The organism is Acaryochloris sp. 'Moss Beach' (assembly GCF_021497025.1).
In the GTDB taxonomy this organism is placed as follows: Bacteria; Cyanobacteriota; Cyanobacteriia; order Thermosynechococcales; family Thermosynechococcaceae; genus Acaryochloris; species Acaryochloris marina_A.
Genome location: NZ_CP071717.1, coordinates 5,496,711 through 5,510,186 on the forward strand (window position 1 = coordinate 5,496,711; position 13,476 = coordinate 5,510,186).

Below are 13,476 nucleotides of genomic sequence, written 5' to 3' on the forward strand. Positions count from 1 at the left end.
ATTACTTCGTGAGACACACCGTATTACTTTCTGGGCTCGTCAAGGCCCCAGTTGTGGCTATCACAGAGTAGCAATGCTGCTCGCCACTATTGCCAGACAAAGCAACTGAGGTCGAGGAATTGCTCCCACTATAAACTTGCGACTCATTGGTGACGACCACTTGCTGGACCCCATAGGTTGTCAGCGCCGTTTGACCAGACCATGTCCAAGACAAATCAACCGTATCGGTACCTGATGGCCTCGTCCCCGTCAGGACTGGGACCGTCTGCATATTACCCAATCGAGAGGTAGCGGTACTACTCAAACGGTGGATTTCCACATCCGATATATTGCTGCGCATCAACAAGTCCACTTGTGTTCCCTTCACACAGGCTTGAAACCCCATGGCTCCCACCAACACACCCGGTGCTAGGCAAGGGGGAGACTCATCATTCGCAGTTGCGATCGCATCTACCAAAGTATCGCTAGAAATAGGGTCACTACAGGGATTAATGCTGCCATCCAATTCTGGGATCCGACCATATCGAAAAATTGAGTTTGGGGGTAGCCAATCTTGTCCACTAGCTCGCACATCGTAAACCACCCGATCATAGTTTGCGGGCTGGGGAGGCGAAGATCCAGCATTTGGCCCATCTGCTGGGCAAACTTGAGGGATTGACGAATTAATCGGAATTTCCAAATAGAGGACCAACGTGCCATAGGCCCCCAGATCGGCTAGGTCTAATCCTGCATCCGTGACCACATTTGCCAAAGTCGAGGAATTTGAGGCCACTACATTGTTTGTGTGATTGATGCGATTTGCCATTCTGATCTCATTACTAATGAAATCAAAGGCTCTACTTAAGTCATGGCGTCGAGCCGCAATAGATTCCGTTTTTTTGTTGGCTTGGGATGCAGTGACGACCCCAAACCCAATCACGCTGGTCACTAACCCAGTAATGATGGTGGCAGCAAGAAGTTCTACCAGGGTTACTCCCTGTTCATGTAATCGAGGATGATCCTGCAGGGGAGTCTGCTGCACCAACAGCCCTATTCGCCAGTGTTGGAAATGCTTCATTGCTGGTCCCATTTCTCTGCAATGCAACGTCCAGTCGTCGTAATTGCTAACGGCGTCATTTCACCGGTATAGGTCCCTACTCGGGTCAGTCCCAAGGTATTCGAAATGGCGATACAACGCTTCGTTCCTTGGGCATCATCAGGAAAAAAGAACACAATCTTGCCGCTAGGGTCAGTCGGGCTATTCCCGTTGCTAACAATCGAGAAGTCGGGGTTACCTAGAACACCAAACCGAATGGGAATATCATAGGAAACCCCTGACTTAGATGTCCCTGGTGAATCTTCATCACCGACAAAATCACCAGCAACTTGCATACACTTCCCAGAATTTAAGGGCTGACAAGGTGAAATAACTTGCACAACCATGCCCGCATTAGAGGCTCGCTCGGCTTGTTCCGCTAAATCTGACAAAGCAATCAAAGAAGGGGAAACACCATTACTCACCCCCTGCACTATCTGGCTATCAGCAATAACCCTGCCCTTTTGACTCGTCAGGGGACTCGAACCATCATTGGTTAAATTCGTAGCGATGGAAATTTCAGATGCTAAGTTGCGATCCCCCGTCTTTAAACAAGACCCCGTGACCTTCCCATCTACAAAATTTAGAGTCACTGTACAAACTTTGTTCCCACGGATCGCTTCCCGTTGGGTTTCGTTAAGAGCAGTCCGAACTTCAGCAACGGTTTGCTTCAGTCTGGCTCGATTCAGCATTCCCCAAACCCCTGGCGCAGAAATGCTAGCAACGATACCCAAGATGGCCACAATCACCATCTTTTCTATCAAGGTAAATCCAGATACCGGAGATAACCTCCAGGGGGGCAGTCTCAAGTTGTTGGGGAGCATCTACGAACCTCAGGGATGAAAGCGGATATCAGAACGATTTAGGGACACTTGAACACAGCATGGGGTATCACTTCAGTATTGACTATCGCAATCGGTTTGCTTTCCCCCTGGGCCGTTACCTGGTAAGTCACATTCAACAATCGAAAAGGGTCCGATGAACTAGCATAATTGGCCGTGCGCGTCAGCGTATAGTATTTTCCACCTAAAGCTCTCGGGCCAATAGTGGCAGAGGTCCCCCCTAAGCCCGCTACAGTATCGTTTAGAAACCCTGCAGCTAAACCATTACTACTCAAGGTTGCTAAGCATCGAGAAGAATAAGGCTGTGTTAATACCTCATACTGGGTCGCTTGATTAACCACCATTTCTAGGTCTTCTTGTATCCAACTCACTGCTTCGTCATATTGAGTAGCCACAACGCGAAATGCAGCAGAGGTAACAATGGCTTGCATCGTCATAGAGACAAAAACAGCAGCAACAATCATTGCCACCAATACTTCTATCAACGTGAAACCAGTATCTCGACGGTCAACATCGACGGCTTTGCAAGATGAGCGAGTTGGTATCACTCCCCATTGCAGCACCCACCACCGATACATAAAATTTATTGCCCTACATTGACGCATCATCATATCCCCATCAGCGATCCATTCTTGCACTCACAAAACGATGTGACATCAATCGATTTATTCTCAACATCCGCTCAATATCACACGTTATCTAGCAACTTGAACGCAACACTCCTAGCACTGTCATGGGCATCCTCTTAAGGGCTAAGAAAGTGAGATATAACCTTGGCCAAGGTACCTATATGCCCACCCACCGCTTTCTTTTGAAAGAGGTGTATCTTTATTCCTCAATCTCATTATTCGTTGGGCCAGCTATTTTTTCGACCGGAGGAATACTGATATTCGATATCCAAGACCATTACATTCTTCCTGGGACCCTCTTACATACTCATTCACTCCGTAGTTTTAACTAGACTGATTAGGAGACCACTGGGCGACTCAAAGACAATTAACCTGAACTGGAGCGAAAAACTTCTGTTGCCAGGCAAACCCGATTTCGTCCCAGTTTCTTCGCTTGAAACAAGGCTTGATCGGCTTTTCGTAACAGTGACTCTTCAGACTTCACATCACTCGGAAAAGTCGCTAACCCCAAACTTGCAGTCAGATGAATTCGATCTTCCGAAGAAATACGAATGGGTTGAATCGCAATTTCTCGACGAATGCGATGGGCAACAGCCACACTATCTTCTGCAGACGATTGGGGCAATATGATGGCAAACTCTTCTCCCCCATAGCGACTAACAATATCTCCCGGACGTACCTCTTTTCTAAGGAGTTGAGCAACACAACACAATGCTGCGTCCCCGGCCTGATGACCATAGGTATCATTTAATTGTTTGAAATGATCGAGGTCCACCATGATTAAAGAAACGGGATGTTCGTCGCGCCTAGACCGTTCAAATTCTACCGATAACCAGCGGTTGAATTCCCGGCGGTTATACACTTCTGTCAGACCATCTAAGGTTGCTAACCGCTCCAAATCCGTTTGACTTTGCTCCAAACTCCCTGCCATTGCATTAAAAGTATTGGCAAGGCGAGAAAACTCATCTTGGGTTTTGAGTTTAATTCGATATTTAAAGTTGCCGTCGGCTAAATGCTTAACGCCCTCTTGTAACTGATAAAGAGGAACTAAGATCGATCGAGATAAAGCATAGGCACAAATAACCGCTATGGTCAGGGCTAACAGGAAAATGATTGCGACTAATAGCCTGACTCGCTCTCGGACTAATTGCGCTTGTCGAAGATTTTCAGTATTTTGAAACGCGATCAGTCGATAATTGAGCTCTTGAACATTTTGGAGTATCTTTTGCAGTTTTATCTGAAATTTGGATATTTTTGTAGATTTATTAGCTTTAGAGGCCTGAATACTAGATCCTACGATTTCTAAGCCTAATTCTTCTAATTGATTCCACTCTTCCTGAATCCGATATATCGATTCATTTCGTTCAGGCAATTGTGAAGGCCGGGTCAAAATAATTTTGAAATTATAGTTAATATCAGCAGCAGTCTTTTCGAATTCAGTAACGGAAACTGTTTTAGAGACAAAACTTTCTACATTAATGACCCCAGAAATGTCTAGCAATAATCCCTCTATTCTAGCTAAGGGGAATAATTCTTCTAGCCCAACATTTTCTTGCTTTTCAAAACTATCTATTGCCCCCCTCGAAAGATACCAAGGCCCCTCCTGCAAGTAATAAAAAGGGGACTAACATAGTTCCTAAGCCGATGCTTAAACGCTGGCGGAGGGAGGTCTGGCGAGGAGACCTAATGCGCATAAGGAGCAAACAATACAAAAGGGGTTATTTTATTATTCCCGAATCATAAGGACTTGGTAAAATTATGAAGCGGATATTGGCAATCGACTTCAGAGTTTTTTAATTATTTTAGAAACCTCATACTTATATTTGTCATTCTTAACTACCTTTCCTCTATTTTTTTGTAGGATAGATTGGTAATTATGGCCTCCACAAAACAATATAATACTTTTGAGGCAATCTATTGAGTAACAAGCATATTCGACAGGTTGTCATTGTCGGGGGAACCCATGGTAATGAGCGTATAGGATTGTATTTAGTCAAGAAATTTAACCAAGATCCATCTTTACTCGTTCGCCCTAACCTTTCCACCACTTGTCTGATTGGTAATCCCCAAGCCTGTAACGAAAATCGACGATACATTGAAACTGATTTGAATCGGTGTTTTATCAAAGCAGATTTAGAAAACAATCTGTTGGGTAGGCACGAAGAGAAACAGGCTAAAGTACTCCACCAGCAATTGGGGCCTAAAGGGAATTCTGAAAATTTTCTATTAGATCTACATTCCACCACAGCCAATATGGGGATGACCCTCATCCTGGTCAATGGCCATCCCTTTAATCTGCATCTAGCGGCATATCTGACCCATCACAATCCTCACGTACGGATCTACCGGTGGACCCAAGGGGATCAAGAAAATGCTTTTGTCAGCTCACTTTGTCAACTGGGCTTTGCCATAGAAGTGGGCCCTATTCCGCAAGGCATCCTGTTAGCCTCCTTATTCAAGGAGACCGAAACGTTGATTCACCAAACCCTTGACTATCTAGAGCAGATAAATCAGGACTCCTCACCCCTTTTACCCAAAACTCTTACTCTATTTCAGCATCTTGAAGTCGTCGATTTCCCGAAAACACCTGGTGGAGAGTTGACAGCCATGGTTCATCCTCAACTTCAGGGTAGGGACTATCAGCCACTGAATCCAGGCGATCCGATGTTCTTAACGTTTGATGACCAAACCCTTTTCTATAAAGGTTGCTCAACCGTATGGCCAATTTTTATCAATGAAGCGGCCTATTACGAAAAAGGGATTGCCATGTGTTTAACTCAAAAACAAGACATTCCACTTCAGCGTGATTAAGTTAAATCGTCAAAATACCAGGGCTTGGCAAGAGTCGAGACTTGATCGATATTCAGGCTTTTTCTGATAAGGCAGAGTGGGCGACATGTTGCTCTAACCAATGCTCCACATCCGCTAGAACTGTCTGATAGCCAAGATCTAGATGAAGATCATGGTAAGCATTTGGATATTCAATATAGGTCTTATCTGGGTAGGTAACGCCTTGAAAGTAATGACGGCTAGAATCCGGCGGAATCGTTCGATCAGCAGCACCATGCAGCATCAGCACTGGAATTCTTAATTCTTCAACATGGGCATTTAACCAATCCAAGGTAGAGAAAAATTCTGTCGACATCCGGGCTCTACCCCGGGTATGGCGTAGTGGATCTTGAGCATGGGTCTGAACAATGTCAGGGTTACGAGATCCCGCCGCTACATCAATCCCCGTACTAAGGGCAAAACTGGGCCAAATAGAAGACAAAATCCGGCCAATGAAAAATTTAATGGGAGAAAGTCCAACTTTACCAATAGGCAACGCACTTAAAATAACCCCTTGAATGCCATAGGGCAGGCGAACAACATAATCTAGAGCAATCGTTGCCCCCAAACTGTGGCCATATATAAAGGTCGGACAGTGAGGTGAATCTGTTGTCACAAAGTGGATAAATCCCCTTAAATCTTCTCTGAGTTCTGACCAGTGGTTAATATAACCCCGCATCCCTTCCGATTGCCCATGTCCTCGCAGATCGTAGCTATAAACTGCATATCCACACTCAACCAGATGGGCGATAAGTGTACTAAATGTATTCGAATGGCTTCCTAACCCATGAACAATCACAAGGTTAGCTCGGATTTGATCTAGAGGCTGCCAGGTTTGGTAAAACAGGCTGAGACCTCCAACCCCTTTAAACCTGCCGGTGCGATGGTTCATGATTGCCCCTTGATCTCATATCTATTCTTTACGTTACCCAAATTTTTTCTAGGTTATCCTTTGCGTCATAGAAGCCTCCTGTTCCCTAACCTTGCTGGACTCTCCTTTTAAGAGAGCAATCATACAATCACCGACTTCAGCAACACTTTATTCTCTATTGTGATGTGATTCGGAGGAACAGATCATCTTGTTATTATGATGTGGCCTTTCTACAATCGCCGTTAACACCTTAGAATGTTATCGGTCTTTTTCTAGTTGGGGCTGTGGCTCAGTTGGATAGAGCAAGCGCCTCCTAAGCGCTAGGTCGGCGGTTCGAATCCGCCCAGTCCCGTTCCTATTTTCCCGTCATCTGCAGATACTGCTCTGTTCACAGTGGGCTAATAGATTGCTTAGCCCCCCTTAAAAGTGCAGGATGATCATCCTTCTACATATCTCTTTGCTAAACTTATAGAATTTTCACCCCTATTTAACGAGTAGGGTGTTTAAAACATCTCGTCTCCTTATACGCCTGTCCTACACTGACTCATTGTTTGAGGCATATTTGCTGATTATGACCCAATCCCCAACATCGACTTCCGTTTCTGCTGGACTTTCATCCTCTTCAGGAGATATCAGCAAATTTGATTCGCTGGCCTTACAACAACCAGCACTCTTGAAACCATCTGATACCTTCGCTTATCGCCACATCGGCCCCAGCGAATCTGAAATCGGTCACATGCTAGACACGATGAATGTTGAGGATTTGGAGGCGTTGATTGATGCTGCAGTGCCTGCTCAAATTCGTCTCAAGCAGCCTCTAAAGTTAGGGCAAGAGCGGGGAGAACATGAGCTGATCCAGGAATTACGCACGATTGCTGCTAAGAATAAAATTTTTCGGTCCTATATTGGTATGGGGTATGCCGGATGTATTACACCTCCAGTGATTCAGCGGAATATTCTTGAGAATCCCGGTTGGTATACCCAATACACCCCCTACCAAGCCGAGATTGCCCAGGGTCGGCTAGAGGCTCTGCTCAATTACCAAACCATGGTGATGGACTTAACGGGTTTGGAAATTGCGAATGCCTCCCTGTTGGATGAAGGAACCGCTGCAGCCGAAGCAATGGCCATGAGCTACAACCTGCAGAAGAAGCAGACGGCTAAAACCTTTTTTGTTTCAGAGCAATGCCATCCACAAACCATTGACATTATTCAGACTCGGGCATTGCCCTTAGGAATTGAGGTGATTATCGGTGATCACCAGCAATATGATTTTGCTGAGCATTCGACCTTTGGAACGCTGCTCCAATATCCTGCGACAGATGGGACTATTCATGATTATCGAGAGTTTGTAGAGGCTGCCCATGAGGCTGGAGCCTTAGTCACCGTAGCCACAGATTTGCTCAGCCTGCTATTGCTGACTCCACCCGGAGAATGGGGAGCTGATATTGCCGTGGGCAATAGCCAACGGTTTGGCGTACCCCTGGGTTATGGTGGTCCCCATGCTGCGTTTTTTGCAACTCGAGCTGCTTATCAGCGCAAAATTCCCGGTCGAATCGTGGGGATTTCCCATGATGTTCAGGATAAGCCAGCACTTCGACTGGCGTTGCAAACTCGTGAGCAACATATCCGTAGAGATAAGGCGACGAGCAATATTTGTACGGCTCAAGTTTTATTAGCTGTGATGGCTGGGATGTATGCGGTCTACCACGGCCCCCAGGGGTTAAAACAAATCGCGGATCGGGTGCATGGATTGACGAGTCTGTTAGGGACTGGGTTGAAGAAACTCGGGTATGAGCTGACTTCAGAGCTATACTTCGATACCGTGACGGTGAAGTTAGGGACTTTGTCGGCGGAGGAATTGCGGGTGAGATCGCAATCCCAATCCATCAATCTCCGGTATCTAGATGCCGAAACGGCTAGCATTGCTTTTGACGAAACCACCACCCCAAAGGATCTATGGGATGTCCTCAGCTTATTTACCTCAGAGGATCTCAGCTTTACCCTAGAAGATTTACTGGCTGAAGCCCTCTTCGACTATCCAGAGCTGCATCAGCGCACGAGTCCATATCTGACCGAACCTGTTTTCAATATCTACCATTCAGAGTCGGAACTGCTGCGCTATACCCATCGACTGCAGGCTAAGGATTTGTCCCTGACTACCTCGATGATTCCCCTAGGGTCCTGCACCATGAAGCTCAACGGCACTTCAGAAATGGTGCCCGTGACCTGGCCTGAATTCGGTCAGCTCCATCCGTTTGTTCCAGTGGAACAAGCCCAGGGCTACAAAGAACTCTTCCAACAGTTAGAAGCCATGCTGGCAGAGATAACCGGGTTTGCCGGAATCTCTCTCCAACCCAATGCTGGATCTCAGGGAGAATATACGGGCTTATTGGTGATTCATCAATATCATGCCAGTCGAGGAGAAACCCATCGCAATATCTGCTTAATTCCAGACTCTGCCCACGGCACCAATCCTGCCAGTGCGGTGATGGCTGGGATGAAAGTGGTAGTCGTAGCCTGCGATGAGTTGGGCAATATCGATATGACCGATCTGCGCCAAAAAGCAGAGCAGCATCGCGACAATCTATCGGCCCTGATGGTGACTTACCCCTCTACCCACGGCGTCTTTGAAGAGACAATTAAAGAGATTTGTGACCTGATCCATGAGTGTGGAGGGCAAGTCTATATGGATGGTGCCAACCTCAATGCCCAGGTGGGGCTCTGTCGTCCTGGAGATATTGGCGCAGATGTCTGTCACTTGAATTTACATAAGACGTTCTGTATCCCCCACGGTGGCGGTGGTCCAGGCATGGGGCCGATTGGGGTGGCAGCCCACCTCGCTCCGTTCATTCCTAAACATCCAGTGGTGTCGATGGGAGGAGAAGCAGGGATTGGTGCTGTAGCGGCGGCCCCCTGGGGCAGTGCCAGCATTCTGCCGATTTCTTGGGTTTATATTGCCTTGATGGGTGCCAGTGGTTTAACTCGGGCAACCAAGGTGGCGATCCTCAATGCGAACTATATTGCCAAACGTCTAGAAGCCTATTACCCAGTCCTTTACAAGGGGAAATCGGGGTTAGTGGCCCATGAATGCATCCTTGACTTAAGAGGCGTAAAGAAGACAGCCGGGATTGAAGTCGAAGATATTGCCAAGCGGTTGATGGACTACGGCTATCATGCACCTACCGTGTCTTGGCCGGTTCCTGGCACCATTATGATTGAGCCGACGGAAAGCGAATCCAAGGCTGAACTGGACCGATTCTGCGAAGCGATGATTGCCATTCGGGCTGAGATTGCTGAAATTGAAGCAGGGCAAGCAGATACTCAAAACAACGTCCTCAAGAATGCCCCCCATCCTGCCGATGTGGTGATTTCCGATAGCTGGGATCGACCTTATTCGCGGGAGAAAGCGGCCTATCCTGCTCCCTGGACTCGGGAATCTAAATTCTGGCCAGCAGTCAGTCGGATAAACAATGCCTATGGTGATCGCAACTTGGTCTGCTCCTGTGCACCACTATCAGACTACGCTGAGCAATAACAGGGGGGCTTCTTCCTTGAATTCGCTCTTTTCCCCCTTATTGATCGCTTATTCCCCAAAAAGTGATTAATAAGGGGCAGGATCGACCCACTCAATACGAACTGACCGTATTCCATTTAACAGACTTCGGAATGAGAATCAGTTATTAATTTATTAAGGTGATTAGCCATTAACGCTAATCACAATTATGGCTGACCTCAATCACATTCAAGCCTGATCATTTCACTAATAATAGCTGCAGAAACTATCATCTATTGCGATAGCAGCAGGTCTTGAGCGATATATCGGCACTTTGGGTTTAGATATACTGCTCATGCTGCAAAAATTTCAAGAAATATCGACGTTAATAGTGAAGATTATGATGCCAGACAATATTCATACTCAGATTCCGGTTATTCAGCATTCCTCAAACTCTGAGCAGCAAGCCCAATTAGCATCAGTGGCTTCTCAACCTCAAGCCCATCCAACTTCATCTCCCTATTGGACCCCTATTGCGCTGTACTACCTTGAGCGAGAAGCAGAGTGGGCTAGAGGCTAGAGGCTCAATTTTTAGACGCTCTGATTTGATAAAGCCTAATTTGAGAATTAGGATAGTAATCGATTGATGTATTTGAATCGCCAGCAAGATTGCGGCAAAATAACTCAAGCTCTACATCAGCAGTCCCGCAGCGATGTTGCAGATTGATCTGGCAGTTACTCATCTTAAATACCGATACATTATGAGTCTCCAAAGCACTAGGATTAGTCGCGATGGCAATCACTTTATCCAAGTCAATTCGGTATAAAACTGTAAGTTTTGGTAATTCGACGATCACCGTATAATTTTCAAGATTTTCAGTCTGGGGCAATACAGAAAATTTTGACTTAGGAGATGAAAGGACCATCTAAATAGAAACTCAATAGTCTTGGTGAGATGAGTGTTTACCAAGATTTATATTTAGTTCAAAAAAGAATATTTTGTAGTCCCGATTCCCCAGTTAACATCAGATATTTAGACAGACTCTTATAGTGATAGCCTACCCACCTAAAGGGAACCTTAAAGACTTGATAACTTCTCACTAAGATTTGGGGGAAAGGCTGGGAGCGGCTTTCAAATAGGGTTTTGGACTGCTGCTAACAATGCTTAGTTGGGGATACTATTTTGCGATCGCACCCTGCATCCCTCACCCTAGCCGACTCAAGTTCATCAATATTTCTTTGCAATGGGAACTATTGTCACTCTAGGCAGATAATACATATCAGTACACAACCCAAATGGGATAGAACTGGGTGTATTCTTTCTGCTTATCAGTGATTTGAGGTCCCCCCATGCGCGTCAACCCCCTGACCATTGGCCCCATAGTTGGAGCAACAACAACAACTGAAGTCCACCTCTGGGGAAGAGGAGAATTTGAAAAGACCCAGTTGGGGTGCAAACGCTGCTTAGGGATTGCCCGGATAAAAAAATTAGAAGATTCAGCTTTTGGGACAGGGCAGTTTTTCAAACTGAATCCAAATTTTGACATGACCGGAGTGACGATATTCGATCATTTAGATCCTGAAACCCAATATGTTTTCCAAATAGGATGGTTTTTTTCTGAACAGAGTTACTCGGAAATTCCCGACAGTCTTCGCATCAATTGGACTCAAGCCAGTACAGGAGAAGTAACAACTGCCTCTGCCGATCTCCAAGCTCCTCGACAGTTTATTTTCGGTTCCTGTCGGTATCTATTGCGCCTGTTTCTTGGATCCTTATTTGATACCCGGGGGGATAAGACATTTCAGACCATCTCGAAATTACTAGGGAAAAATCATGCCATCAACCAATTTCTGATGCTAGGGGATCAAATCTATGCAGATGATCTGAATGTTATTGGTGCAGATACTCGCTTAGACGAGTACTACAAACGGTATCGTCAGGCATTTTCCCAACCCTATATTCGCCAAGTCATGAGCCAAATTCCCACCTACATGACTCTTGATGATCATGAGATTGAGGATAACTGGCCCGCTCAAAGTACCCCGAAAGACTATGTCACGAAGTACCCTGCTGCGATTCATGCTTATCTAACCTATCAAGCGAGTCATAGCCCATTATTTCCAGCCCATGAAAAACGAATTACTGGCATTCCAGATAGACTTTGGTACACATTCAGTGATGGATGTTGTGATTACTTTATGACCGACACCCGTACTGAACGCCATCTCGCCACTCAAAGAATGATGAGTGATGAGCAAATGGAGGCGCTCAAGTGCTGGCTGAAGGATGGTTCCAATCGAGTCAAAATCATTGCCACGTCCGTTTTGCTGTTCCCAGATGCTGTACAAGGTAATGACGATCAATGGTCCGGTTTCCCGGAGCAAAGACGTGAGCTGTTCGACTGGATTTTTCATCATAAGATCAAGCGAGTTGTCTGCATTTCGGGAGATATTCACGCCTCCTTATCCACAGAGCTAGTCAGCCCAGATGACTCTGACTTCAAGATCATATGTGTTGTTTCCTCACCCTTTTTCTGGCCTTATCCTCATCCAACCAGCAGTGCCTTCAAGTTAGAGGGAACGCTGGAAAAAAGTGCATTAGCGACCTACAACATGGCTAATGCCAGTGAACCTTATCGTTCTGATAATTTCACTCTGGTTAAGGTAGATCTTGATAAAGTGGAGGTCAATGTCTTTCCACGAAAAGCTGAACAACTAAAACCTATTCGTACAAAAGTACATTCTTTTACATAGAAAACTGGTTAATATCCACTGATCGTGTTGCTACTCCCTTGGAGGCCAATGATAAAGTGAATCTTTATGCCGTTAATCGTCTTAGCATCACGCGAGTTATCACAGTATAGATGGCTGCTTCGCTCATTTTCGCTAACTGCTCATACTCTTTGCTCAGGCGGCGATACCAGTTGAGCTACCCAAACATACGCTCTACAACTCACTGTTTGGGTAAAATCTCAAACTGACATTCTGCCAATTGATTTATCAACTTAATAATTTAGAAAATTATGACTATTTACCTAAGTTGAACCCTTAACAAAAGCCACTTGATCTAGAATATCCACAAAGATTTATTAAAAATTGAGGATTTGGCTCTAAATTTGTACGTGTTTACACTTCAAAAACAAGCCTAGATTTAATTTTTAATTTTCAGAACCCAAACTGCGGAATGTCCGTTATATACGATCTTTGGGTGTATGGCAGCACCACTTTGTTTTTTTGATACCTCTCTCCCATTCAAAAACTTGATTGCTGGAAACATTAAGGTAGCGGCAAACACAAATTGCGAGGCATTTCCACGCTCTTGCAACGCTCGAATATCCTCAGGAATAGGCTGAATGGGCGTGAGACAAGTTTCGTCAAGCTCACCCATCGTCGTTTTGCTGATGGCATCGATTTGATGCAAAGCTTCCATTGATTCGTGAATAACAGCAAAGACATCTGAGTTGTATTGCGTTGGCTTACTCATAGCTTCATCCCTGTGATGGCCTGTGTTTCACAGTAATGCGGCTATTTGATCCTCGGCAAGAGAGAGGTTCTCTTATGCTGCTTTCATAAAGGCGTCTAACTTATCCTGGGTAATATTATCGCGTTCATTCTTAGCAAATCCATAATGCTGATGATTTTGAGAATGCTGATTTACCTGTTCTCTCGGTAAATAAATTGATTAGACATAGATGCCCAAAGAAAAAAATAAATCTTAATTTGAATTTTCTCGT

11 protein-coding genes, 1 tRNA gene and 1 pseudogene are annotated in these 13,476 nt (G+C 45.4%); 5 read left to right on the forward strand and 8 right to left on the reverse strand.

Annotated features, from left to right (window positions below):
- Nucleotide 1: 1 nt before the first annotated feature.
- The 4 genes from HRE53_RS25730 to HRE53_RS25745 all read right to left on the reverse strand — a co-directional run bounded on the left by HRE53_RS25730 (nt 2) and on the right by HRE53_RS25745 (nt 4,047).
- The gene (locus HRE53_RS25730; protein ID WP_235108490.1) at nt 2-1,057 is read right to left on the reverse strand and encodes a PilW family protein; all 1,056 of its coding nucleotides are present in this window, start codon (nt 1,055-1,057) and stop codon (nt 2-4) included.
- Nucleotides 1,054-1,899, reverse strand: a complete 846-nt coding sequence (locus HRE53_RS25735; protein ID WP_255801011.1) for a Tfp pilus assembly protein FimT/FimU — start codon at nt 1,897-1,899, stop codon at nt 1,054-1,056. The genes HRE53_RS25730 and HRE53_RS25735 overlap by 4 nt, the downstream gene beginning before the upstream one ends.
- Before the next feature lie 38 nt (nt 1,900-1,937).
- Nucleotides 1,938-2,495 (reverse strand): type II secretion system protein J, encoded by a 558-nt coding sequence (locus HRE53_RS25740; RefSeq protein ID WP_235108491.1) that lies wholly within the window; start codon nt 2,493-2,495, stop codon nt 1,938-1,940.
- A 418-nt stretch (nt 2,496-2,913) separates the two neighbouring features.
- Nucleotides 2,914-4,047 carry a GGDEF domain-containing protein gene (locus HRE53_RS25745; RefSeq protein WP_235108492.1) on the reverse strand — a complete coding sequence of 378 codons (1,134 nt, stop codon included), beginning with the start codon at nt 4,045-4,047 and terminating at the stop codon, nt 2,914-2,916.
- A 416-nt stretch (nt 4,048-4,463) separates the two neighbouring features.
- On the opposite strand from HRE53_RS25745, the gene HRE53_RS25750 reads away from it, so the two are divergent.
- Complete coding sequence (locus tag HRE53_RS25750; protein WP_235108493.1) at nt 4,464-5,357, forward strand: aspartoacylase; 894 nt, start codon at nt 4,464-4,466, stop codon at nt 5,355-5,357.
- A gap of 52 nt (nt 5,358-5,409) precedes the next feature.
- On the opposite strand, the gene HRE53_RS25755 is transcribed toward HRE53_RS25750, so the two are convergent.
- Nucleotides 5,410-6,267, reverse strand: a complete 858-nt coding sequence (locus tag HRE53_RS25755) for an alpha/beta hydrolase (protein WP_235108494.1) — start codon at nt 6,265-6,267, stop codon at nt 5,410-5,412.
- A 257-nt stretch (nt 6,268-6,524) separates the two neighbouring features.
- Between HRE53_RS25755 and HRE53_RS25760 the strand changes: the two genes are divergently transcribed.
- From HRE53_RS25760 to HRE53_RS25770, 3 genes are all read left to right on the forward strand, one after another.
- Nucleotides 6,525-6,598: transfer RNA gene (locus HRE53_RS25760), tRNA-Arg, on the forward strand.
- 219 nt (nt 6,599-6,817) lie between these two features.
- Nucleotides 6,818-9,784, forward strand: coding sequence for an aminomethyl-transferring glycine dehydrogenase (gcvP, locus tag HRE53_RS25765; RefSeq protein WP_235108495.1), 2,967 nt, complete (start codon nt 6,818-6,820; stop codon nt 9,782-9,784).
- Between the two features lie 313 nt (nt 9,785-10,097).
- Entirely contained in the window at nt 10,098-10,322 is a 225-nt protein-coding gene (locus tag HRE53_RS25770) for a hypothetical protein (protein ID WP_235108496.1), read from the forward strand.
- A 4-nt stretch (nt 10,323-10,326) separates the two neighbouring features.
- On the opposite strand, the gene HRE53_RS25775 is transcribed toward HRE53_RS25770, so the two are convergent.
- A complete protein-coding gene (locus HRE53_RS25775; protein WP_235108497.1) occupies nt 10,327-10,668 on the reverse strand; it encodes a hypothetical protein in 342 nt (113 codons plus the stop codon).
- A gap of 424 nt (nt 10,669-11,092) precedes the next feature.
- Here HRE53_RS25775 and HRE53_RS25780 point away from each other — a divergent pair, with 424 nt between their 5' ends.
- Complete coding sequence (locus tag HRE53_RS25780; RefSeq protein WP_235108498.1) at nt 11,093-12,496, forward strand: alkaline phosphatase; 1,404 nt, start codon at nt 11,093-11,095, stop codon at nt 12,494-12,496.
- A 64-nt stretch (nt 12,497-12,560) separates the two neighbouring features.
- On the opposite strand, the pseudogene HRE53_RS25785 reads toward HRE53_RS25780, so the two are convergent.
- Together HRE53_RS25785 and HRE53_RS25790 are read right to left on the reverse strand one after the other, a co-directional pair.
- Nucleotides 12,561-12,719, reverse strand: a pseudogene (locus HRE53_RS25785) (transposase); the annotation flags it as partial.
- 174 nt (nt 12,720-12,893) lie between these two features.
- Nucleotides 12,894-13,226 (reverse strand): transcriptional regulator, encoded by a 333-nt coding sequence (locus HRE53_RS25790; protein ID WP_235108499.1) that lies wholly within the window; start codon nt 13,224-13,226, stop codon nt 12,894-12,896.
- Nucleotides 13,227-13,476: the final 250 nt, after the last annotated feature.

Coding starts and splice junctions, on each gene's coding strand:
- HRE53_RS25730 (WP_235108490.1), bottom strand. CDS start 1,057: ATGAAGCATTTCCAACACTGGCGAATAGGGCTGTTGGTGCAGCAGACT.
- HRE53_RS25735 (WP_255801011.1), bottom strand. CDS start 1,899: ATGCTCCCCAACAACTTGAGACTGCCCCCCTGGAGGTTATCTCCGGTA.
- HRE53_RS25740 (WP_235108491.1), bottom strand. CDS start 2,495: ATGTATCGGTGGTGGGTGCTGCAATGGGGAGTGATACCAACTCGCTCA.
- HRE53_RS25755 (WP_235108494.1), bottom strand. CDS start 6,267: ATGAACCATCGCACCGGCAGGTTTAAAGGGGTTGGAGGTCTCAGCCTG.
- gcvP (WP_235108495.1), top strand. CDS start 6,818: ATGACCCAATCCCCAACATCGACTTCCGTTTCTGCTGGACTTTCATCC.
- HRE53_RS25770 (WP_235108496.1), top strand. CDS start 10,098: ATGCTGCAAAAATTTCAAGAAATATCGACGTTAATAGTGAAGATTATG.
- HRE53_RS25775 (WP_235108497.1), bottom strand. CDS start 10,668: ATGGTCCTTTCATCTCCTAAGTCAAAATTTTCTGTATTGCCCCAGACT.
- HRE53_RS25780 (WP_235108498.1), top strand. CDS start 11,093: ATGCGCGTCAACCCCCTGACCATTGGCCCCATAGTTGGAGCAACAACA.
- HRE53_RS25790 (WP_235108499.1), bottom strand. CDS start 13,226: ATGAGTAAGCCAACGCAATACAACTCAGATGTCTTTGCTGTTATTCAC.